19 protein-coding genes are annotated in these 21,880 nt (G+C 50.6%); 11 read left to right on the top strand and 8 right to left on the bottom strand.

Annotation, left to right across the window (positions count from 1 at the left end; genetic code table 11):
• The first annotated feature begins 26 nt into the window (after positions 1-26).
• From IM638_08520 to IM638_08530, 3 genes are read left to right on the top strand one after another with little or no spacing between them, the layout of a single operon-like run.
• On the top strand, positions 27-1,487 hold the full coding sequence (locus IM638_08520) for a B12-binding domain-containing radical SAM protein (GenBank protein ID MCA6363070.1): 1,461 nt from the start codon (positions 27-29) through the stop codon (positions 1,485-1,487).
• Positions 1,468-2,253, top strand: a complete 786-nt coding sequence (locus IM638_08525) for a class I SAM-dependent methyltransferase (GenBank protein MCA6363071.1) — start codon at positions 1,468-1,470, stop codon at positions 2,251-2,253. The genes IM638_08520 and IM638_08525 overlap by 20 nt, the downstream gene beginning before the upstream one ends.
• A complete protein-coding gene (locus IM638_08530) occupies positions 2,250-3,620 on the top strand; it encodes a B12-binding domain-containing radical SAM protein (protein MCA6363072.1) in 1,371 nt (456 codons plus the stop codon). The genes IM638_08525 and IM638_08530 overlap by 4 nt, the downstream gene beginning before the upstream one ends.
• A gap of 219 nt (positions 3,621-3,839) precedes the next feature.
• On the opposite strand, the gene IM638_08535 is transcribed toward IM638_08530, so the two are convergent.
• Both IM638_08535 and IM638_08540 read right to left on the bottom strand, forming a co-directional pair.
• Complete coding sequence (locus IM638_08535; GenBank protein ID MCA6363073.1) at positions 3,840-5,060, bottom strand: TCR/Tet family MFS transporter; 1,221 nt, start codon at positions 5,058-5,060, stop codon at positions 3,840-3,842.
• Between the two features lie 9 nt (positions 5,061-5,069).
• On the bottom strand, positions 5,070-6,317 hold the full coding sequence (locus IM638_08540; GenBank protein ID MCA6363074.1) for an HD domain-containing protein: 1,248 nt from the start codon (positions 6,315-6,317) through the stop codon (positions 5,070-5,072).
• Between the two features lie 81 nt (positions 6,318-6,398).
• Between IM638_08540 and IM638_08545 the strand changes: the two genes are divergently transcribed.
• A complete protein-coding gene (locus IM638_08545; GenBank protein MCA6363075.1) occupies positions 6,399-7,451 on the top strand; it encodes a COX15/CtaA family protein in 1,053 nt (350 codons plus the stop codon).
• Positions 7,452-7,474: 23 nt separating this feature from the next.
• On the opposite strand, the gene IM638_08550 is transcribed toward IM638_08545, so the two are convergent.
• The 4 genes from IM638_08550 to IM638_08565 form a co-directional block, all read right to left on the bottom strand.
• A complete protein-coding gene (locus IM638_08550; GenBank protein ID MCA6363076.1) occupies positions 7,475-9,859 on the bottom strand; it encodes an immune inhibitor A in 2,385 nt (794 codons plus the stop codon).
• Positions 9,860-10,013: 154 nt separating this feature from the next.
• Complete coding sequence (locus IM638_08555) at positions 10,014-10,472, bottom strand: SET domain-containing protein-lysine N-methyltransferase (GenBank protein ID MCA6363077.1); 459 nt, start codon at positions 10,470-10,472, stop codon at positions 10,014-10,016.
• A gap of 233 nt (positions 10,473-10,705) precedes the next feature.
• Positions 10,706-12,070 (bottom strand): FAD/NAD(P)-binding protein, encoded by a 1,365-nt coding sequence (locus IM638_08560; GenBank protein ID MCA6363078.1) that lies wholly within the window; start codon positions 12,068-12,070, stop codon positions 10,706-10,708.
• Positions 12,067-12,738 carry a gliding motility lipoprotein GldD gene (locus IM638_08565; protein MCA6363079.1) on the bottom strand — a complete coding sequence of 224 codons (672 nt, stop codon included), beginning with the start codon at positions 12,736-12,738 and terminating at the stop codon, positions 12,067-12,069. The genes IM638_08560 and IM638_08565 overlap by 4 nt, the downstream gene beginning before the upstream one ends.
• Positions 12,739-12,827: 89 nt before the next feature.
• Here IM638_08565 and IM638_08570 point away from each other — a divergent pair, with 89 nt between their 5' ends.
• The 6 genes from IM638_08570 to IM638_08595 all read left to right on the top strand — a co-directional run bounded on the left by IM638_08570 (position 12,828) and on the right by IM638_08595 (position 17,952).
• Entirely contained in the window at positions 12,828-13,295 is a 468-nt protein-coding gene (locus IM638_08570; protein ID MCA6363080.1) for a hypothetical protein, read from the top strand.
• Between the two features lie 4 nt (positions 13,296-13,299).
• Complete coding sequence (locus tag IM638_08575) at positions 13,300-13,563, top strand: acyl carrier protein (protein MCA6363081.1); 264 nt, start codon at positions 13,300-13,302, stop codon at positions 13,561-13,563.
• Positions 13,554-15,035, top strand: a complete 1,482-nt coding sequence (locus IM638_08580; protein MCA6363082.1) for an amino acid adenylation domain-containing protein — start codon at positions 13,554-13,556, stop codon at positions 15,033-15,035. The genes IM638_08575 and IM638_08580 overlap by 10 nt, the downstream gene beginning before the upstream one ends.
• The gene (locus IM638_08585) at positions 15,032-16,144 is read left to right on the top strand and encodes an acyl-CoA/acyl-ACP dehydrogenase (protein MCA6363083.1); all 1,113 of its coding nucleotides are present in this window, start codon (positions 15,032-15,034) and stop codon (positions 16,142-16,144) included. Before IM638_08580 ends, IM638_08585 begins: the two co-directional genes overlap by 4 nt.
• Positions 16,145-16,265: 121 nt before the next feature.
• On the top strand, positions 16,266-16,694 hold the full coding sequence (locus tag IM638_08590) for a hypothetical protein (protein ID MCA6363084.1): 429 nt from the start codon (positions 16,266-16,268) through the stop codon (positions 16,692-16,694).
• Positions 16,695-16,872: 178 nt separating this feature from the next.
• The gene (locus IM638_08595) at positions 16,873-17,952 is read left to right on the top strand and encodes an acyltransferase (protein MCA6363085.1); all 1,080 of its coding nucleotides are present in this window, start codon (positions 16,873-16,875) and stop codon (positions 17,950-17,952) included.
• Between the two features lie 15 nt (positions 17,953-17,967).
• Here the strand turns inward: IM638_08595 and IM638_08600 are convergent, their stop codons facing one another.
• Together IM638_08600 and IM638_08605 are read right to left on the bottom strand one after the other, a co-directional pair.
• The gene (locus tag IM638_08600) at positions 17,968-18,210 is read right to left on the bottom strand and encodes a hypothetical protein (GenBank protein MCA6363086.1); all 243 of its coding nucleotides are present in this window, start codon (positions 18,208-18,210) and stop codon (positions 17,968-17,970) included.
• A 4-nt stretch (positions 18,211-18,214) separates the two neighbouring features.
• Positions 18,215-18,541, bottom strand: a complete 327-nt coding sequence (locus IM638_08605) for a thioredoxin family protein (GenBank protein ID MCA6363087.1) — start codon at positions 18,539-18,541, stop codon at positions 18,215-18,217.
• Between the two features lie 145 nt (positions 18,542-18,686).
• Between IM638_08605 and IM638_08610 the strand changes: the two genes are divergently transcribed.
• Positions 18,687-21,707: a histidine kinase gene (locus IM638_08610; GenBank protein ID MCA6363088.1), complete on the top strand. Its 3,021-nt coding sequence runs from the start codon at positions 18,687-18,689 to the stop codon at positions 21,705-21,707.
• Positions 21,708-21,880 lie beyond the last annotated feature (173 nt).

Raw genomic sequence — 21,880 nt, forward strand, 5'->3', positions numbered from 1 at the left:
AAATAACCTGTGCAGCATCGCCATACGTGAAGTTACTTTTTACACATTCGTACTTTCTGCGTTTCGATCCCAAACAATGGGAAACAGCCACACCTTACCCTCCCCTGGCTACCTTGTATGCCGCGGCTTACCTGCGCCAGAACGGGCATCATGTACTGCTGCATGATGTGCAGTTTGAAGAAACTCCCGATGCCGTTGAACACACACTTGCCGCAGAAAAACCGGATGTGCTGGTTATTTACGACGACGGCTTCAATTACCTTACCAAAATGTGCCTCACCAACATGCGCGAGGCCGCCTGGAAAATGCAGCAGCTGGCTAAAAAATACGGCTGCAAAGTCATCGTTTCAAGTTCCGATTCTACCGACCACGCAGAAAGCTACCTCAAGCACGGTGCCGATTTTATTATTGCCGGTGAAGCCGAACAAACGCTGCTTGAACTCATCACCGCGCTTGATAAAAACGAGCCCACGCAACATATCAAAGGACTCATCTACCTCGATGGCGAACTGCAACGTACAGCCAAACGCGAAGTAATCCGCGACCTCGACACTCTTCCCCTGCCTGCGTGGGATCTCGTAAACATTACACCCTACCGCGAAATGTGGCTCAAAAACCACGGCTACTTTTCGCTCAACATGGTTACCACACGCGGCTGTCCGTACAAATGCAACTGGTGCGCCAAACCTATTTACGGCAACCGATACAACACGCACTCGCCCGAAAATATTGCGGGCATGATTGAGCAGCTGCAGCAAAAATTCGGCTTCACTCACATCTGGTTTGCCGATGATATTTTTGGCCTTAAACCCGGATGGCTGCGCGATTTCAGCGCCGCCGTGCTGCAACGCAAACTAAAATTCAGTTACAAAATTCAGTCGCGCGCCGATTTGCTTTTGCAGGAAGACAACATCCGCCACCTTGCTGCCTCCGGCTGTGATATGGTGTGGATGGGCGCCGAAAGCGGATCGCAGAAAATTCTCGATGCCATGGACAAAGGCACAAAGGTGGAACAGATACACGAAGCCACCCGGCTGCTCAAAAAACACGGCATCAAACCCGCATTCTTCCTGCAGTTCGGCTATCCGGGCGAAACGATGGACGATATTAAAAAAACCATCGCTATGGTAAACGAACTTTTGCCTTACGACATCGGCATCTCCGTTTCCTATCCCCTGCCCGGCACCGAATTTTACGAACGCGTAAAAGCCGAACTAAAACACAAAACAAACTGGACAGACAGCGATGAGCTTGCACTCATGTTCAGCAACACCTATCAGCCCGCGTTTTACAAGCAGCTGCACCGTTATGTGCACAAGTCGTACCGCAAACACCAGTCGCTGCATCTGCTTCGGGCGCCTGTAAAAAGTTTGCGCAGCCGTGCAGGCTTGCGGCGCATGCTGGCACTGCCATACTATCACTTCTCGGCACTGGCCGAAAAACGCAAACTCATAAGCACCGAACCCGATGCAGCACGCAGCCTTTAACGAGTATGCGCCGCTGTATGATGCGCATTTTACGCACAGCAAAACCGGCATGGCACAACGCAACCGCGTGTACAGCCTGCTCGCGCGTGAATTGAAAAAAGACTGCACCGTGCTCGAACTCAACTGCGGCACCGGACAGGATGCACACTGGCTTGCCCGGCAAGGCTGCACCGTGTTTGCTACCGATGCGGCCGAAGGCATGGTACACACAGCACGCACCAAAAATGCTGCGGAAAAAAATGTATCGGTAAGCATGGCCGATTTACGCATGCCCGAACAACTCCCGCAACAGCAGGTCGATCTGGTGTTTTCAAACTTCGGCGGGCTCAACTGCCTCTCGCCCGATGAACTCAGACAGCTTGCGCCCGCACTTGCCAAACGGCTGACACCTGACGGAAAAGCAGTACTGGTAGTAATGGGGCGTGGCTGCTGGTGGGAAAGATTCTACTTCCTGCTCAAGCGCGATGCGCGCCGCACACGCCGCAACAGCAAAACAGCAGTAAAAGCCATAATCGAAGGCCGAGAAGTAAACACGTGGTATTACACCCCGCGAGAATTTGCCTCATTCTTCCAGCCTCACTTCCGAATTAAAAATGCGGCCGCGGTGGGCCTGTTTGTTCCACCTTCATACCTCGACCCGTTTTTTGCACGCAAAAGCTTCTTATTTTCAATACTTGCTGCCCTCGACCGTTTGCTTGCGCGCGGCAGCTGGTGCGCCAATGCAGCCGATCATTTTCTCATTACACTTGAACCAAGCGACGTATGAAAGTACTGCTCACTCATGGCTACTTTCTGGCCGATGACCCTAAGGAACAGGCCATCATGAAACCGTATGTACCGCTGGGCATTCTGTACATCTCGGCCTGGCTCGAAAAACACGGTATTGAAAATGAAGTATTCGACAGCACCTTTCAAACTTTCGAACTTCAGCTAAATAAAATACGCAGCTTCCGGCCCGATGTAATTGCCGTGTACACCAACCTCATGACCAAACTCAATGTACTTCGGTTGGTGAATGCAGTGAAAAACGATGCGCAGCTCAAACACATTCCCGTGGTGCTTGGTGGTCCCGAAGTGCGCAACCACGCCGAAAAATTTCTCACCCACGGCGCCGACCTGCTGGTGGTGGGCGAAGGCGAGGAAACCATGCTTGAGGTGGTAAAAGCCATTGGCGAAACAAAAGAAATTCCGCTGCATATTGATGGCACTGCCGTGTGGCACAACGGTGCGCTGAAAATGAATGCCGAACGCAAACTCGTGCGCAACATCGACGAGCTTCCGTTTCCAAACCGCCACAAGGTTGATCTGCATCTTTACCTCAATGCGTGGAAAGAACGGCATGGCTACAGCATGGTATCGGTAAGCACCATGCGCGGTTGCCCTTACACCTGCAAGTGGTGCAGCCGCGCCGTGTATGGCGGCACTTACCGGCGCAGAAGTCCTGCGCTGGTGGTGGATGAACTCGAAAGCATTCAGCAAAACTACAAGCCCGATAAAATCTGGTTTGTGGACGATGTGTTTACCATCAGCCACAAATGGCTCAAGGAATTTGCCGACGAAATTGAACGCCGCCAGCTCAGGGTAAGCTACGAAATCATTTCCCGCGCCGATCGCATGAACGAAGAAGTAATTGAACTTCTGCGCCAGAGCGGCTGTTTCCGTGTGTGGATCGGCGCCGAAAGCGGCTCGCAGCGTATCATTGATGCAATGGATCGCCGGGTTGATGTGCAGCAGGTGCGCAACATGATTAAGCTGAGCCGCAAACAAGGCATCGAAGCCGGCACCTTCATCATGCTCGGCTATCCCGGCGAAACCCGCGCAGATATTAAGGAAACCATCCGCCACCTTGTAGAGTCGGCACCCGATCAGTACACCATCACCATTGCCTATCCCATTAAAGGCACACGGCTGTACGAGGAAGTGGAAGATAAATTCACCACCACACTCAACTGGGCACAATCCACCGACCGCGAAATCGACTTCCGGCGCACTTACAGCCGCAAGTATTACGAGTATGCCGTGCGCTGGGTGTACAATGCCGTGGGCGCCTCACGTACACAAAATCCGCTGCGCAAAATGTATCTCACCGGCAAAGGCGTGTTCGCGCAGCTGCTCATGCAGTGGAATGCGTAAGAGCTTTTTCAGCTTGCCGGCTGCCAGCAATATCTCCGTATATATAAATGAAAATTGAGGTGGAGCGAACCTGATGGTGCGTTAAAAAACCGTTGGCTCCCGTCTTCCATTACAAGTCCTCAGTAGTTTTTACCCGAAACACGTTATAAACCTTCCGGGCTTTCCATTGCAGCCGGGGCTGGAAAATCAATTCACCTGTGCAACAAAAATAGCGTCAACTTACTCCACCTTAAATTTCCTCAACACATAAATCATCCACACCAAAGCCGCCACACAAAACAACGCAGATGCAAAGTAAGGTGCGCCGGGAAGATTTGTACTGATCGTGCCGTCGGTAAACCATGCAAAGAGCGTAGTCATAAGCACCGGACCAATCATTGCCGTTAAACTCATTACGCTTGTAATAAATCCCTGCAATTCGCCCTGCTCATCTTTACCCACTTTCTTCGAAAGAATACCCTGAATAGTAGGCCCGGCCAAACCACCAAACGCAAGGGGCACCACACAGGCAAACATCCAGAAACTACTGTTTGCCATACCCGCAATGAACATACCCAGTCCGTACATCGAAATTCCGATAAGAATGGAACGGCGGTTACCTAACTTAGGAATAAGCACACGGCTTAATCCGCCCTGCACCAAAGCAACCATTATCCCCACAAAGGCAAGCGAAAGCCCGATCATGCCCGGCTCCCAGCCCAAACGGTATTCGGTGTAAAAATTCCAAACCGATTGCAACGACTGCCCGGCCATGTTGATAAGGAAAAACGCCACACCCATGCGCAGCACAAGCGGATAACGAGCCAATGAAATCAATGCGCCTACCGGATTTGCGCGCTTCCAGCTAAACTTGCGCCGGTTCTCGGGCAGCAACGATTCAGGAATAACCAGAAAACCGTACAACGCATTAAGCAGTGAAAGCCCGGCGGCTACAAAAAACGGCACACGTTCACCTAAACCTGCAAGCCAGCCGCCAATTGCAGGCCCGGCAATAAACCCAAGACCAAACGCCGCACCAATCAGTCCGAAATTCTGTTCGCGCTTATCTTCCGGGCTTATGTCAGCTATGTAAGCACTTGCCACGGTAAAGCTTGCACCCGTTACCCCTGCAATCAACCGCCCCAGAAACAGCCACCACACCGTAGGCGCAAAACCCAGCAAGAGGTAATCAAGACCAAAGCCAAGCAATGACATCAGCAGCACCGGGCGGCGGCCAAAACGGTCGCTGAGACTTCCCAGCAGCGGCGAAAACAAAAACTGCATGGCCGCATACACCAGCGCCAGCACACCGCCCCATTGCGCAGCCTCGTTAGCTTCCAGACCGGTCATTTTTTCAAGCAGACCCGGTAAAACCGGAATAATTATGCCCAATCCCATCACATCCACAAAAATTGTGATGAAGATAAAAAGCAGGGCCTGCTTGCTTTGACGTGGATTCATTAAGCGCGGTTATTTAGTAGTGCGTAATGATTTGGGATAGCACAGGAAATATTTTTTCACCGGCTTAGACAGCACAGAAATATTGAAAATATCCGCAGCTTCGGCAATATCCATTATCTGCCCGTTCTTGAACTTAATATTGATACTTATATTCTCGTCGCTGCTGTAGGCATTATTCTGCACCGCACCGGTAAACACATAGTACGGCATTTCAGCTTTTGAAATATTAAATTGCTTTGTGGCCTTTTCATACAAATTCTCTACATACGACCCATCAAAAGGCTTGTTCTGCAATTCCACCGCATAAAGCTGGCGGTTTACCATCTGGCTGCATAACTGCGAGAGAATCTTATCCTTGTGTTTTGCCCACACTTTTATCGACGACATAATGTCGTAATCATCAAGCTCGGCAAAAGCTTCCAGCACTTCGGGCTGCTTTACAAATGATGATTTGGTGATGCGGCTGTGCAGAAACACACTCAGCGAAGGTGTGCAAAAAAGCTCCTCGCCGCTCATGGCAAGTTCTTTGGCCCGCTTCAAAATATTCACCAGCAAGTGCTCGGCGCTGAGCACAGTTTTGTGTAAATACACCTGCCAGTACATGAGCCTGCGTGCAATGATGAATTTCTCAATACTGTAAATGCCTTTGTCTTCCACCACCAGCTCATCATCCACCACATCCAGCATTTTCACAATACGATCGCTGCTTACAATACCTTCCGACACGCCGGTGAAAAAACTATCGCGGCGCAGATAATCAAGCCTGTCCATATCAAGCTGACTTGATACCAGCTGATGCAGGAATTTCTTCTGATACTTGTTGCGGAAGATTTTAATGGCAAGGGTGAGTCTGCCTTCAAACACATCATTCAGCCTGTCCATAATCAGCCCCGAAACATCTTCGTGCGTTACATTATGCACAATGCTTGTTTCAAGCGCATGCGAAAACGGACCGTGCCCGATATCATGCAGGAGAATGGCGATGTACGCGGCTTCAGCTTCTTCGTCGGTAATGACGGTGCCTTTGCTGCGTATTTCGCTTATGGCCTCTACCATAAGGTGCATGGCACCCATAGCATGATGAAAACGGGTGTGCAGCGCGCCGGGATACACAAGATTGGTAAGCCCCAACTGGCGGATGCGGCGCAAACGCTGAAAGTAGGGATGCTCAATCAGGCGGAATGTAAGATCGGTGGGCACGGTTACAAAACCATAAACCGGATCGTTAAAAATCTTGCCCTTAACACTGCGTTTCATACGGAAGCCGTAAAAATAGCTGATTTATGTCTGTTTTTTAACCATTCAGCGCCCGCAGAGATACGTATTTTTGTACCCGAAATGATGCAGCCGCCTGACTCAACCGCCAAACGCGACCGATTGCTGCTCCGCGCCGGTCTGGTTACACTTGTTTTACTTTACCTTGTAATCGTAGCCGGCTCGGTAGTACGCGCCACCGGTTCAGGCATGGGTTGCCCCGACTGGCCCAAGTGTTTTGGCTTCTACATTCCGCCCACCGACAGTAACCTTGTGGCCTATCATCCGGGCAAAGACTATAAAAAAGGCCACATGGTGATTGTAAATGATACGCTTTGGCGCGCACCGGCTGATTTTACCGGAAGCACATCATTCAACCGCAGCCAGTGGGAAAAATACCCCACGCACAATTACGCCAAATTCAACGCCCTGCACACCTGGGTCGAATACATCAATCGCCTCATCGGTGCGCTTAGTGGTTTTGGCATGCTCATCATGCTGGCCATCGCCCTCACACGTTTCAGACGCGATAAGGGAACTGTGCTCTGGCTGCTGCTGGGCATGGTGGTGCTGGGCTACATTGCATGGCTGGGCAAAGTAGTGGTTGACAATAATCTCGCGCCGCTGAAAATCACCATGCACATGATGAGCGCGCTGGCCATTGTGGCCATTGTGCTGGTGGTAAACAACCGCCTGCGCAAACAGGTGTATGCACAAACGCCAGCCGTTACCGGCAATCTGGTTATGTACGGACTGGTGTTTCTGCTAGCCTTAACGCTTGCACAGATTATTGCCGGCACACAGGTGCGGCAGGAAGTAGATACGCTCTACAAACTTACCGGCAACACCGGCCGCGATACCTGGACTTCGCAACTCAGCGGCACCTACAGCATTCATCAGCTGCTGGCGTTGCTTGTGGTGGCGCTCAACGGCATGCTTTACTGGATGCTTCGCCGCCTTGCATCACTCAAACGCGGTGCTGCAGCAATTATCCTGCTGCTGCTTGCCGAATATGCCATAGGCGTAATTCTGCACCGCGCAGGCATTCCCGCCAGCCTGCAACCATTGCACGTGGTTATAGCCACGGTGGTGTTTGGATTGCAGTTTTGGTTGTTGCTGCGGATGAAAAGGAAATAGCAGTAACCGAAAAACCGTAATAACTACCGCACCACCTGCATCCGCTTCGTTTCCGAAACCACACCATTCACCTGCAACCGGTAAAAATACACGCCCTGCATAAGTTGCGCTGTATTTATACGTACAGCCTGTGTGCCTGCATTTACCGGCATACTCATGGCAAGCTGTCCCACACTGTTGTAAATTTCAAGCACACCGTTCTGCTGCAAATTACCGGTATTGATATACGTGTAATTATCGGCCGGATTAGGCATGTTTTGTGAGAGTGTGGCGACCTGCATTTCTGGCATTCCTACAGAGGCGGTATCAATTACTTCCACCAGCAAATCATCAAAGAAAAATCCGTCGTATTCCACGCCAAAGTCGGCGCGGAGGCGGAAGCGAAGAAGAATTTGCTGACCCAAATAATCATCAAGCGGCATCTGCTCTTTTACCCAGCCGCTTTGGAAACCAGTCCACGCCGCATTGCCGTTGTCGATGTTATTGTTGTTGGTGGTATAACGGCCGCAAAGTGCAGTCCACGAAGCACCGCCATCGGTTGAAACCTGCGCTTGCGCGTAATCGTAGCCCGGCTCAATTTCAAAGCGGGTGTAGAAGGTGAGGTTTGCACTTATTGACGTAGTAAGATCAAGTGCACTCACTGTAGTTAGTCGTGAGTTGGCGCCGGGCGGATAATTTCCGTTGGGGCTGTCGGTTATGCACGACGGCGCCGACCAGAACTGTGAAGTGGTGGTGTTCCAGCCGCCGCTGGCCGTCCAGCCGGTAATGGAACTTCCGCTGTTGGCAAGCAATATGGTGGTGGTGCCGTAAATTTTGGTCAGCGTATCGCTCCACGTAAAATTGCCATTGCTGATGGAAAGAATGTAAGTGATAGATGTTCCCTGCGGCGTGGCGGCATTGAGTGTATAGGAAATAGAATCCTGCACTGTTTGCAGCAGCGAAATACCATTGTACGTGCGGGCCGGGCCGGTTGCAGTCATCCACGGCGAAAGCGGTGTAATGCTTACCGTATAAACCGGCGTAGTGTCAAGTCCGAGCCGTTGAAAATCGTAGTGCAGATAGCCTGAAGTCTGGCGCAGGTAACGGTCGCCGCGATCGTGTGCAATGCCATAAGCCAGCAGTAAACGAGCAGCATACAAGTCCATCGGAATATTCAGCTTGCAGATGTCGATAATGCGGTTCTGCGCCGGCCAGAAACCATCGGCCTGATCGCCGGCTTCGGGTGTCATCGCCATAATCTTGGGCTTGGTGCTTTGTTCGCCATACATCCAGTCGTCGGAATTTCCGTTGGCCGTGTAGCCTACAGTCTGATCGGCGGTCCCAAACGCATAATTATTATCGGCGGTAAGCAAAGCTCCCCAGGTCGAAAACAAGGCCGAATCGGGCGTAAATGTCTGGTATTCGTAGCCCCACGGACAAATAAGCAGATTGCTGTAGGTATGATAATTAAGTGCGATGCGAAACTGATGCGCATTGGCAAACTGCCGCATCAATTGTGTCTCCGCTTCTGAGAACGCCGAAGCCCCACGGTAGGTATCATCACTTGAAACAGGTGAAGATCCGTTATTATCATAACCCCAATTATAACCGTAATTACGGTTTAGGTCAATTCCGTAGGTTCCATCACCATTATCAAACCTGTTTTTCCGCCACATACCACCTCCCTGAGGGTTATTCGTTTCATTATAGATATATCCGTCGGGATTTACACAGGGCACAAAATACAATTCTGTATTATTGAGCAGGTACTGAATTTCGGGATTTGAATTGTAGTTTTCGAGCAGATAATACATATACAGAATAAGCTGCGAAACACCCGCCGGTTCTCGCGCATGGTGAGCGGCCGAATAAAGCATTTCGGGTTCCGGCTCATCAGCAGAAGCATTATCAGACAGTTTAAGCCAGTACACATAACGCCCTTCTGCCGTTGTTAAATTGCTGTCGATAGGAGCACGCGCCTTTACCAGATTGGGATAAAGCGTGGCCATATTATCGAGGTGCCAGAGAATTTCGTTGTAGGTAAAAAAGCCCCCCATTGAGCCAAGCGTAAAATTGGCTGGGGTAGGATACACCACAGGTGCAGTGCAGTTTACGGCCTGTGTGTTTGCTGAAGCTGCCGCCAGACGCTGCGGATCGTTTTGTGCAATGTAATGTTGCTGCACATCGGCAATAAGCACATCAAAACTTAGCCCGAGCTGCTGCACACGCGCAAGCTCCTGCCGCGAAAGATCAGTAGTAAATGAATAGCCCTGCTTAATCTCGCCATGATCCACACAAATACCGGCCTGTGCCAGTTTCAGCAAGCCATCGGAACCGGTGTAAATCCGCACCCGCGACCATTCAGGCTGTTGTGCAAAAGAGGTAATGGAAAACGTAAAAAAGAAGATCAGCAGGCGCAGGTGTTTCATTGCAGTAAAAAGTTCGTTTGCGATAAAGATAAACAGAACCTTTTGCGCAGAAAACCTCTTTCTTCGCACAAAATCAGCCAGATACTGTAAAAAACAGGATTTCAACCGGTTTTACCAACCCGCCACTTCACTCCAAAACAGAAAACAGCAATGGTTATTTGTTATGGAGGTCAAGCTGCGTACCCCGGCATTTCTTACTGCCGCAGAAACAAGCGTATTTCTTCAATACTTTTTTGGTAATCTTGCCTTCGTAAATCAGCATGTAATCGTAAAATAATTCCTCGTCCTGCTTTATTTTTTTCTTCGCATAAATAAACACACGCCCTTTTTTCTCTAGCGCTTCGCAGTTGGGCGCGCAGCTGTGATTAATGAAACGGGCTTCACTGCCATTCACATTCCCGTCAATTACACGATTTCCCTCAATACTGAAAAACATGGTGTGCGAGTGATCGCCCTTGTCTTCAAAACGGTCATCAGCTTCATCCCACGAAATAATTTCACCGGTGTATTCAATAATTTTTTTGCCCTTTTTAATGTTTTTGGCAGCAAAAACACCACGTCCGTGCACTTTTGATTCCTTCACGTAGTATTTGGGCTTCTTGGCTTCTTTCATTGGTTTGAATTGAGGAGTTGCAAATTTAGCATAATCTGTCAAATCTCGGCTCCGCTCGATTTGACAGATGGCTTACGTCGTTTTTATGAATTTAAATTGGCGCTGCGCTTGATTGTGGGGACGCTTCGCCGGACTTAACGGATGATGAATGTTTTTTGTCTGAATGTATTGCGCCATCAATAAATGATGGCGTAAAGAAACAGCCCTGTCAAATCGGGCGGAGCCGAAATTCGTCAGGTGCAAAGTGTTTCCGCCAATGCAGCTGCCTGCGCACGAATTTCAGGTACCGCCGTAATTTCCCAGAGCACACCGCGAATCATGGGGCCGAGCGCGAAGAGGCCGGATTGTTCATTTCCGGCTGCATCAATAAGCTGTCCGGTTTCGGTGGCATGAAGGCCAAGCGCGGAGCGGTCGTAGGCAAGCATTCCGGCTGCAGCCATTTGCTTCACCAGCGCATTGCCTTCGCTCAGCCATTTGGATGAAGGGCCGGTGCAGTTTATCACTTTAGCGGCTTCAATTGTTTGCCGTGTGTCTTTACCGCGAGGTTTCCACTGCGCAGTAATTAAATCGCCTTTTGCCTCAAGTGACGTGATGCGGCCAGCTGCTACAGTAAGTTGCCCGCGCGCAATGCACTCGTACACCACAGCCGCCGTGGCAGGCGGCAAACGGTGACGGGCCACACCCCAGATGTGACGTACGTGTTGCATAAAATCATTACGCCATGCATCGTTGCCTTGCAGCCAGAGTTTTTGCAGCCAGGGGCGCAGACTGTCGGTAACGGCTGTCCAGCCAATACCCCGCTTTTCGGCCTCGCGGAGCTGCCCGCGGAAGATGCGCAGTTGTGTGCCAAGATCAGCTGCGGCCAGCATTTGTTCGCCAAAAGGCAGCCAGGGCATTTGCGGCGGCTGATGCTGTGCCGGTAAAAAACCATGCGGCGACACCGATAAAATTTTACCACGGTGCCCGCGGCTGTGAAGCTCGCACACAAGATCGGCCATGGTGAGGCCGGAGCCGATGAGCAGCACAGTGGCCGCTGCATCCAGCCCGTGAAATGTATCGTAGTGCCAGGGATTTTTTTCGTACGCCGCATGCGAAACTACTGTGGCAGCCGCAGCAGGCGGCGCAGGCAGCAAATTGCCGCAGGCCAGCACCAGATGCGTGCCATGTAATTCGCCGCCTGCAGATAGTGTGCAGCGTACACCGGAATCCGTGTACTGCGCGGCCGTAATTTCAGCGGTTAGCAGTTGCAGCCGCCCGTTGCTTTCGTGCACGGCCTGCTGCAAACGTTGCGCAAGGTACTCGCCGAAATACACACGCGGCACAAAATCGTTGGCCGATACCGTGCGGCCGGTGGAAAGCAGATAATCGTGAAAATCGTTGGGTACATCGGCAAAGCACGAAAGCTGCTTTACACGCACATTGAGCAGATGATGCTGTTTGTTGTGCGCGCCGTAGGCAAGACCACCGCCAAACGAACCGCTGCGCTCGGCAAGGGTAATTTTAAATTTCTTCTGCACATCGCTTCGCAGGAGATGCAGCGCCAGCAATGTGCCTGAGGTACCGCCTCCGGCAATAATCAGGTGTGCAGTACCGCTCATTTCCTTTTCCTCTCTGCTTCGGCCGCCGGCTGAGGCTTTGCAGGTATTTCACCGCCTTTGGGCAGCGATACATCTTTCCACTTCAGCGTTTGCGTAATATGCTCCACATCCTGGCGGATAAAATCAAGCACCGGCTTAAGCGAATCTTTATTGGGCACCGCCATAAAATAAAGCGAGCCGCGAATGAAATGTTTCGTGCTGTCGGTTAAATAAAACTGAATGGCTGTGGCGGCACTCGCACCCACATCCACCAACGTACCATATACCTTATCCTCCGGACGGATCACTTCCATTTCCTTGCGGCCCTGTGCTTTGGAGCGATGCTTTTCGGTAAGCTGCCACGAGGTATTGATAAGCTCCTCAAGCATGGTATCGTTGGTAATTTCCTTGTAACTCAGGTAAACGGTGGCCCCGAAACGATCCATCTGCACATCGCGCCAGCAGGGCTCCGGAGTGTTCGACATGCTTCTTGTAACCCTTGCATAATCGGGCATTTCAAACGTGTACGGGCATTCGGCATCATAGCTTACCCATTTCTTTTCGGGAAGGGCAATACGGAAATAGCCGCGCGGACGGGGCGTTTGCACTTCATCATCGTCATCATCGCATCCGGCAAGGGAAAACGAGGCTGCGGCAAGCATTAAAATAAGCAGGCGAAACATACGCATAGCAGCAAAGATAATTTTTGAGCGGCCTCGCACTCATTTTTGTGTCGATTTTCGGCATAGATTTGGAGAACAAATCCTAAAATCAACGTATGCACCGCCTGCTTATTTTCTTTCTGTTCATTTCAACACCGGTTTTGGCAAAAAAAACCATCGCCGCCCAGCTGCTCAAACAATCGGGGCACGTGGTTCAGGTACGTGTATGTAATGCGCCGGGATTTCCCGCACAAAAAAATAATCCTACACCCGATACCTACAGGCTGGTGGTGCAGGAAGTATATAAATCAGAAACGCTGAAAGCCGGCGATACCATTGCCGTAACTGCTGCACTTTTTTCGCTGGCGGTGGATACACTCGGCCAGCCCTATTTCAGCAACAATATCCAACCCGATAAAGTATTTATCCTCTTCCTCAACAAAGAAACGCCACGCAGCTATTCTTACAACAAAAGGAATTATACCCTGCATTACCTTACCGATCCTGAACTGGGCATGCAGCCGTTTTCACTGCACCTGCACTACTGGCTCACCGAAACACAAAGCAAAAAGAAGAAAAAATAAGTGTATGCCGAACGTTAGTAACGATACCATTAAAGCCGAAGTACGCCGTTTTCTGGATGAAAATTTATTTGCCGGAAAACCGGATACTTCATTTACTGATGACACGCCGCTCATCAGCTCGCGCCTTATGGATTCCATTTTGGCGCTCAAATTAGTGAGCCATCTCGAAACCACGTTCAATATTGAATTTGAAGCGCACGAGGTGGATCAGGATAATTTGAATACAGTGAATGTGATTACTGAATTTGTGGCTAAGAAATGTCAGTAAATCCTGCATCGCTGTATGAACTGTTTGAACGGACAGCAAAACAGTTTCCGGAAAAGGAAGCTATTTCTCACAGTGATGACCGATATGCCTTGTACGGTTGGCTTTCTGAAGGGGTAAACCAAATTGCTGATTATCTTACACGTAACGGGCTTGTTCCTAAGCAACGGGTTTTGCTTATGGACGACAAATCGATAACTACAATATGCCATTTGCTTGCGGTATTGAAATGCGGATGTGCTGTAGTTCCTTTTGATCCAACAATTAGCTCCGAACGATTAGATTTTCTTGTTCAGGATCTGCAACCACAATTGATATTATTCAGAGAAGATTGGCCTCACCTGCCTGTTGTGCCGCACAAGGGATATACTCAACTTTATGAATTTGATTACGGCTATTTAGGATATTTCCTCGCCCAAACAGAAGCCCACAAGGATGATCTGGCTTACATCCTTTTTACATCTGGTTCAACTGGTAAACCGAAAGGTGTAACTCTTACACATGCCAATATTCTGGCATTCATCTACTGGGCACAAGACACGTTTAATTTCAGCAGCGATGAACTATTTGCAGGCATCGCTCCGCTCTATTTCGATCTTTCGCTTCTCGATTTGTTTGGTGCATTTGTGTGCGGCGGAAGTGTAGTGCTTTATGGGCAAAACGAAGTAAGTAATGCCCGATTTCTGGCGCAGCACATTGCACAACGAGGAATCACCAACCTCTACACCACACCCAGCACCTTGCGGTTGCTGCAGCAATTTGGCGGCGCGGCAAAGCAGCAATATCCACATATCAAACGTGTGCTCTTTGCCGGCGAAGTATTCGAACCAAAAGCCTTGCACCAGTGGATGCAGCAACTTCCGCAGGCGCGTTTTTACAACCTCTACGGCCCAACCGAAAGCAATGTGTGCACCTGGTACGAAATAGAAAGACCGGTTGACGACACGCGCACACAGCCCTACCCGATTGGCAAAGCCTGTACAGGTATGGAACTTCGTATTAACGAAAGCAACGGCGAACTGCTCATTGCCGGGCCGCAGCTTTCGCCGGGATACTGGAACCGCGATGCACTGAACAGCGAAAAATTCAGCGAGGCCGATGGAAAAACCTGGTACCACAGCGGCGACCGTGTGCGGCTTGAAAACGGGAATTATGTGTATGAAGGCCGCACCGACCGCATGCTGAAAAAGCGCGGCTACCGCGTGGAACCGGAACAAATTGAACACGTGCTGCTGCAGTCGGAACATGTGCACGAAGCCGCCGTAATTGGCGGCACAGACACCGACGGCTATGCCTTTCTCGCCGCATTTATAGCGTTGAATACACCGGCCGGCGAAATGCTGCTGACTCTGAAAAATCATTGTGCCGCACATTTGCCGCATTACATGATTCCCGAACGCATTATCTTCATGGCACAGCTTCCGAAAACCGGCAGCGGCAAAATCGACTATCAGGCACTGAAACAGCAGCTATGAACTTTGGCTACACCGCATCGCAGCTTGCCATACGCGCACAGGCGCTGGAACTCGGGCGCGCACTTCCGCAGCCCGAAGCCGGTGCACACTGCTTTGCGCCCGAAGCCTGGCAGCAGCTTGCCAACGCCGGCTACACCGGTTTGATTTTACCCGAAGCCGTTGGCGGTGCCGCACTCAGCGCCACAGAAGCAGCCGTGGCGCTCGAAGCATTAGCCACCACCTGCAGCGATACCGGCCTGCTGTTTTCGCTGGGCGCACATCTTTGCGCGGGCGTAATACCCGTGTGGCTTCATGGCAATGCCGCGCAGCAGGAAGTTTTGCATGAAGTAAGCAACGGCCGCTGCATCATTGCCAACGCCATTACCGAATCGCATTCGGGCAGTAATGCGTTTGCGCTGCACACCGGCGCGGTGAAAAATGCCGCGGGCTACACACTCAGCGGACACAAGGTTTTTTGCACCAATGCCCCGCTGGCGCAGCTGTTTGTGGTGTATGCACTTACCGATGCGCAAAAGGGATTTTTCGGCGGTATCTCCGCCTTTCTGCTGCCGCGCGAAATTCTGCATGTGGGGCCGTCGCTGGCAAAAGAAGCCCTGCAAACTTCGCCCGCCGCCGAACTCATGCTTAACGATGTACACGCCGAAGAAACCGCTTTGCTGGGCAAACCCGGCGCCGGCGTAAGCATCTTCATGCAATCAATGAACTGGGAACGCACGCTGCTTTCGGCTTTGCATTGCGGCACCATGCAGCTTTTGCTCAACCGCTGCACCGATTATGTAAAGCAACGTCAAACCGGCAACGGCACGCTTGCACAGCATCAGGCCGTACAGTTTAAACTGGCCGAAATGGCGGTGGATATTGAAACCGCGCGCCTGCTGGTGTACAAAGCCGCCACACAACTTGATGCCGGTAAAAATGCAAACACCGCCGCCATCAAAGCCAAAATACACGCCAGCGAAGCCTTTGTACGCGTGGCTTCAGCCGCCGTACAGTTGCATGGCGGCAACGGAATTACTTCTGCCTACGCGCTTACGCAGTTTCTTGCCGATGCGCAGGCCGCCTGTATTTATTCGGGACCGAATGAGGTGTTGCGGGGGATGCTGGGATAATTTAAAATATACAACAATACGGTTTTCCAAAAATCAATTCCTTTCATTAATTTATATCATCACATGTCTGACCTGCATCTCGTGCCATTAAAAACCGGGAAACAGCTCTCCATCCAAAACTGTGATGCCAGTACAAGAGCAAGTTACTACTGAAAAATTTCCGATTGAACCCAAACACCAAAGAATCAAAAAAATAATAGAAGAGATCAATAATCTTCCTAATTGTGATGAAATCAGACTACTAAAATTCAGTACGGAATCAATCTGTAAATCCCCCCGTGATAAAGACTTTATACTTTACAAATCTCAAATAGCAGCTCAGGTAGTTTCAAAGAAAAAACGTAACGACTCTACTCTTATTATCAGAACAGAAGCTGTTTATGATTTACAATCATTCAAAGGATTAGCAGTATGTTCTAACGATACAATCTATCTTACAACTTATCGCGACACTACAGAACCCTCGGCCGCTGCTTATGTGAAATACTGTTTCGAATATACGATACGCATAAAAAAAGGTAAAAAATATAAGGTCGCAATCTACCGATGACAATTGAGTTCATCCTGAGAGGCTGTTTATTAATTAAACACACTAACCTGTAAAGACAGGATTTTTATATATACATTTACAATAATCAAGCTCCATAAAGTAAGGAATAACCCTCTCCCGTCTCCCTTGAGTTAATCCGGCTTACGTTTGATAAAAACACACGATTGATGGTGTTTTTATGAATAGATTAGTTGGTCTGGATATTATACGCGCAACAGCTATTCTGCTGGTTGTGCTCTCGCATGCATTCCGGTTTTCACCGTTGAGTGCGTGGTTTCAACTACATATATCCCCCGCACTGGGACAAATTGGGGTAGAGCTTTTCTTCGCATTGAGCGGATTCCTCATTGGACGCATTTTAATTCGTGAAACAGATTCATCCGTTTCTTCCCTCAATCCACTTCATTTTTGGGGGCGAAGATGGATGCGTACACTTCCCGCCTACTATTTTGCCTTACTCCTGTTTCCCCTCTTAAATCGGCTACTTCACAATCAACCCTTCCCTGAAATCTCATCCTACTTTGTATTCACACAAAACCTCTGCACGCCACATCCCGAATATTTCGGTATTGCATGGAGTCTTTCTGTGGAAGAATGGGCTTACCTGTTTACTCCGTTAGGCTTGATAATTATTGGGAAAACCTCGCGGCTATCAGGCCAAAACTCGTTATTACGTTATAGTTTGCTGCTTATTTCTGCAGGAACAATGATCCGGTTCTTTCACCCTGCACTTCATTCGGCAGAGGCCGGAAGTTGGGATGCATTGGTGCGTAAAATTGTACTGTATCGCCTTGATGCAATCGGATATGGTTTGCTTGCCGCAGCTATTCCAATCAAAAATATCAGCACCAAACAACTTGCGGCCATCAGCTTCTCACTAATGAGCGGAGCCACATTGGTCTATTTACTCGGCGGCGGAACCAGCGATTCAATTAATTATTACACCTGCATCCTGCTTCTCCCGCTAACGGGCATGGGATTCGCAAGCTTTGTGCTTCTGGCTTCGCGCATGCAAACCACACGCAAATCAACGATCATATCGGTTGTCCGGTTTGTAAGTATTGTTTCCTACTCACTATACCTTGTGCATTCTCACTTGTGGGAATACACCCTTTCCGTATTCCCCGAAAATCCGCCTGCCGCAATTGCATGGTCGTATTTCGTCGGTTATTGCATTTGCTCAGTGTTGTTGGCTTATCTGCTGTACAGAGGCATAGAAAAACCCTTACTGATGCTGCGCGACAAATACCTGCCTTGAAACCGCGCAACTCACTCACGAAATCGAGTTCCTGACCCGCGAAGTATATTCCCGCAACGCAGCCGGAAACGCAATTCCCCTCACTTCCATTTCTTCACGTATCCACAACACAGCCAGCACATGTGTAAGCTGTTCGCCTTCATCATCGCCGGGAACCGTAATGGCAGGCTGCTGTTCGTTGTAAAGTGCTTCTTCGGCCAGTTTCAGCTCTTCAATCGTAGCTGTTTCGGCCAGCAGTTTTATGGCGGGAATTTTCATGTGCTTAGTTTTTGGCCATCAGCCGTTCAATCATGGCTTTTACGTTTTCTTCTTTCGAAGTAGCCGAACCTTCAAGTAATTCGCCCTTGTAAAACGTGGCAAAGAACGGCAGATTGTCCACTCCGGCCAGCTTGCGGGCCTGCTCGTTTTCTTCGGCATTCACATCAAGAAATGCCACAGCGGTATTAGCCTCATCGCCGGCAATACGTTTGTATTTGGGCGAAAACAGCTTGCACGAGCCACACCAGTCGGCATAATATTTTACCATTACGCGCTCGTTGGAGGCAAGCAGTATTTGAAAATCAGTATCGGTTGAAAGTTGTACGGACATAAATTTTTGAAATTGGCGTGCAAAAGTAACAAAGCACTTCATTTCTTGCTGTGACTCCTGTCACTTTCTGTGCAATACATTTTTCACCAACAGCAGGTTGTACGATTGCCGCTGGCAGATTACCTTTAACCACCGTCGCTTCCCGATGCTCCGCATTCTCGTTTGCTTTGCGTGTTTACTTTGTTTCCCGGCCACACCGCTGACCGGGCAGCAGTTCAATTTCCGCAACTGGTCGGTGGCCGAAGGGCTGGCACAGTCGCAGGTGTATGCACTGGCCGAAGACACGCGCGGCTACCTCTGGGCAGGCACGCGCGGCGGCGGTGTAAGCCGGTTCGACGGCATTGCGTTTACCACATTCTCCGAAGAAAACGGACTGCCCGGCAATTTTGTACGCTGCCTCACCGCCACGCCCGACGGAAAAGTATGGGCCGGCACCGACGAAGGATTAGCCTTTTTCGACGGCACAAAATTCACACCGGTACCGCTTCCCGGTAATGCCGGATTGGTAAATGCAATTTTAGCCGACCGCACCGGACAACTCTGGGTAGCTACCGAAGACACCGGCGTAATTGTGTTGCAGGGCAACGCCGTGATACAGCATTATCATTACAAAAAAGGATTGCCCACCGACCGCACCCACGCGCTGTACGAAGACCCCAACGGCACCATGTGGATTGGCGCAGAAAACGCGCTCATCCGCATCAGCAACGGACAAATTTCCATTACCGATCCGCTCGACGGGCTTCCCGAAAAAAGCATCCGCAGCATTACCGGCAACGCCAAAGGCGAAATATGGCTGGCCACCTACGGCGCGGGCATTGTACGCATTGATGCAAACAACACGCTTACCCGATTCGATCAGCGCAGCGGACTGCCTAACAACACGGTGCACGAAATAAGCAGCGATGCCGCCGGCAACCTCTGGGCCGCCACAGCCAGCGGCGCGGCGCGCATTAGTCCAACCGACAGCGGCTACACCGCCACCACTTTCGGCGAACGCGAGGGACTTTGCAGCAATGTGGTGATGCGCATTCTTTGCGACAGCCGCGGCAATGCATGGTTTGGTACTTCGGGCGGCGGACTGTGCCGGCTCGACAGCGAACGCTTTTTGCATTTCAACGAAAAAAGCGGCGACATGGGCTCGTGGGTTTACGCCGTGCATGCCGACAGCAAAGGCAATATGTGGTTTGCAACGTCAAACGGCGGCGTAACCATGTACGACGGCACGTACTACGTAAACTATTACCAGGGCGCAGGTTTTACCACTGCAAAAGTGCGCTGCATTTACGAAGACACTTCGGGCACCATGTGGTTTGGCACGGTGGGCGAAGGTGCGTACTCATTCAGCAACGGCGCATTTACACACTACGACCGCAAAAGCGGACTGAGCGGAAGTTTTGTAACTGACATTCTCACCGACACCAGCGGCCACGTATGGTTCGCCACGGCGGGCGGCGGTTTGTGCCGGATGAATAAAACCACAAAGCAGTTCGAAAAAATTGACCGAAAACAAGGCGTTACAGCCGACAGGTTTCAGCAGCTTTGCCTCGATTCAAAAGGACAAATGTGGGCAGCAAGCCTTACTGAAGGCGTATATGTGTTTGCTTACGACAGCGAAAAAGTAGCCGTACAGCGGCGTATTACCGATGCTTCGGGGCTGGCATCAAATGCGGTGCGCGCCGTGGTGCGCGATGCGCAGGGCAATATGTGGTTAGGCACAGCAGGCGGCGGAGTAAGCCGTGCAGGTAATAATGTAACCACGTTTACTAAAAAAGACGGACTTGCCTCAAACAATATTTATCTGCTTCAGCCCGACCGCAACGGCGACATCTGGGCCGGCAGCGAGCGCGGGCTGGATCGCATGCGGTTTGAGGCGGGCGGCAAACTTAAGCAGGTAAAGCACTACGGCCGCGGCGAAGGACTGGCGGGCATTGAAGTAAGTCTCAATGCATCGTGCACAGACAGCAAAGGGCAACTTTGGTTTGGCACGGTAAACGGCGCCACACGCTATAATCCCGATGCCGACAGCGACAACCGCATTCCGCCCGCCGTGCATATTACCGGGCTGCGTTTGTTCTTCAACCCTATTCAGGAAACGCCTTACGGGCAGGGTGCAAAAAACTGGTTTGGTTTGCCCGATTCGCTCGTGCTGCCTTACCACCAGAATGCCCTGCGTTTTGATTTCACAGCCATTGATCTGACCAATGCCGAGGGTGTGCGGTTTCGCTGGAAGCTGGATGGTTTTGACAAGGGCTGGTCGCCCGAAAACGCCGAACGGCAGGCCACATATTCAAACCTTCCGCCGGGCGACTACGCATTTATCCTGCAGGCACGCAATGCCGACGGGTACATGAGCGGCGAACAGGTTTTCCGTTTCCGCATTACGCCGCCGTTCTGGGCCACATGGGCATTCCGCATTGCGGCTGCGGCTGCGTTGATTTTATTAATCGTGCTTATTTTCCGCTGGCGCGTGGCCGGAATACGAAAGCGCAACGCAGCGCGCATTGAAAAGCTGAAACTCGAAAAGAGTTTGCTGGAACTGGAGCAAAAGGCATTGCGCCTGCAAATGAATCCGCATTTTATTTTCAATGCGCTGCAATCCATCCAGGGCTTTATTGCCCGCAACGACAGTGCCGAGGCGCGGAAATACTTAGCCAAATTCGGCAAACTCATGCGCCTTACACTCGACAATTCGCGGCAGCAGTGGACGAGTGTGGAACAGGAAGCCGAACTTTTGCAGCATTACCTCACACTCGAAGCACTTTGCCTCGGCAATCGTTTTACGTTTGAGGTGGACACCGCAGGCGTGCAGCTGCCCGAAGCCACCTATTTGCCGGTCATGCTCATACAGCCTTTTGCCGAAAATGCGGTGGTACACGGCATTCGTCATTTGCAAAGCGGCGGCAGAATTACCATTCGCTTTGTGCTCGATGAAAATCGCCTGCGGGTAAGCATTACCGATAATGGCGTGGGCCGCAAACGCGCGTCAGAACTCGAAAGCCACGAAACAAAGCAGCACGAATCGGCAGCCATGTCCATTACCCGCGAACGGCTCAGACAACTCAACGAACCCGGCAAAGCCGAAAGCGGTTTTGAAATAAAGGATTTACCTCAGGGCACCGAAGTACTTGTAACCATTGGTGCAGTAAGCGTGGAAAATGAGTAAGCTGAAAAGGGAATTTCCTGAAAAATGAGGAGCGGAACTGCGGTGCAATAAAACAACACCTGCTCCGGTGCTTCTAATATGCCGCCGGCATGCTTCAAAAAACACTTTTCCGCAGGCGGCATAAAACGTGCTCCCCGGGCTATACATTCAGCTCACCTGTGTTCCAAAAAACA

This window comes from Bacteroidota bacterium, from assembly GCA_020402865.1.
Taxonomy (GTDB): Bacteria; Bacteroidota; Bacteroidia; order Palsa-965; family Palsa-965.

Excerpts from the sequence above, each read along its gene's own strand:
- IM638_08525 (MCA6363071.1), top strand. The coding sequence starts at position 1,468 with ATGCAGCACGCAGCCTTTAACGAGTATGCGCCGCTGTATGATGCGCAT.
- IM638_08530 (MCA6363072.1), top strand. The coding sequence starts at position 2,250 with ATGAAAGTACTGCTCACTCATGGCTACTTTCTGGCCGATGACCCTAAG.
- IM638_08535 (MCA6363073.1), bottom strand. The coding sequence starts at position 5,060 with ATGAATCCACGTCAAAGCAAGCAGGCCCTGCTTTTTATCTTCATCACA.
- IM638_08540 (MCA6363074.1), bottom strand. The coding sequence starts at position 6,317 with ATGAAACGCAGTGTTAAGGGCAAGATTTTTAACGATCCGGTTTATGGT.
- IM638_08545 (MCA6363075.1), top strand. The coding sequence starts at position 6,399 with ATGATGCAGCCGCCTGACTCAACCGCCAAACGCGACCGATTGCTGCTC.
- IM638_08550 (MCA6363076.1), bottom strand. The coding sequence starts at position 9,859 with ATGAAACACCTGCGCCTGCTGATCTTCTTTTTTACGTTTTCCATTACC.
- IM638_08555 (MCA6363077.1), bottom strand. The coding sequence starts at position 10,472 with ATGAAAGAAGCCAAGAAGCCCAAATACTACGTGAAGGAATCAAAAGTG.
- IM638_08560 (MCA6363078.1), bottom strand. The coding sequence starts at position 12,070 with ATGAGCGGTACTGCACACCTGATTATTGCCGGAGGCGGTACCTCAGGC.
- IM638_08565 (MCA6363079.1), bottom strand. The coding sequence starts at position 12,738 with ATGCGTATGTTTCGCCTGCTTATTTTAATGCTTGCCGCAGCCTCGTTT.
- IM638_08570 (MCA6363080.1), top strand. The coding sequence starts at position 12,828 with ATGCACCGCCTGCTTATTTTCTTTCTGTTCATTTCAACACCGGTTTTG.
- IM638_08575 (MCA6363081.1), top strand. The coding sequence starts at position 13,300 with ATGCCGAACGTTAGTAACGATACCATTAAAGCCGAAGTACGCCGTTTT.
- IM638_08580 (MCA6363082.1), top strand. The coding sequence starts at position 13,554 with ATGTCAGTAAATCCTGCATCGCTGTATGAACTGTTTGAACGGACAGCA.
- IM638_08585 (MCA6363083.1), top strand. The coding sequence starts at position 15,032 with ATGAACTTTGGCTACACCGCATCGCAGCTTGCCATACGCGCACAGGCG.
- IM638_08595 (MCA6363085.1), top strand. The coding sequence starts at position 16,873 with ATGAATAGATTAGTTGGTCTGGATATTATACGCGCAACAGCTATTCTG.
- IM638_08600 (MCA6363086.1), bottom strand. The coding sequence starts at position 18,210 with ATGAAAATTCCCGCCATAAAACTGCTGGCCGAAACAGCTACGATTGAA.
- IM638_08605 (MCA6363087.1), bottom strand. The coding sequence starts at position 18,541 with ATGTCCGTACAACTTTCAACCGATACTGATTTTCAAATACTGCTTGCC.
- IM638_08610 (MCA6363088.1), top strand. The coding sequence starts at position 18,687 with ATGCTCCGCATTCTCGTTTGCTTTGCGTGTTTACTTTGTTTCCCGGCC.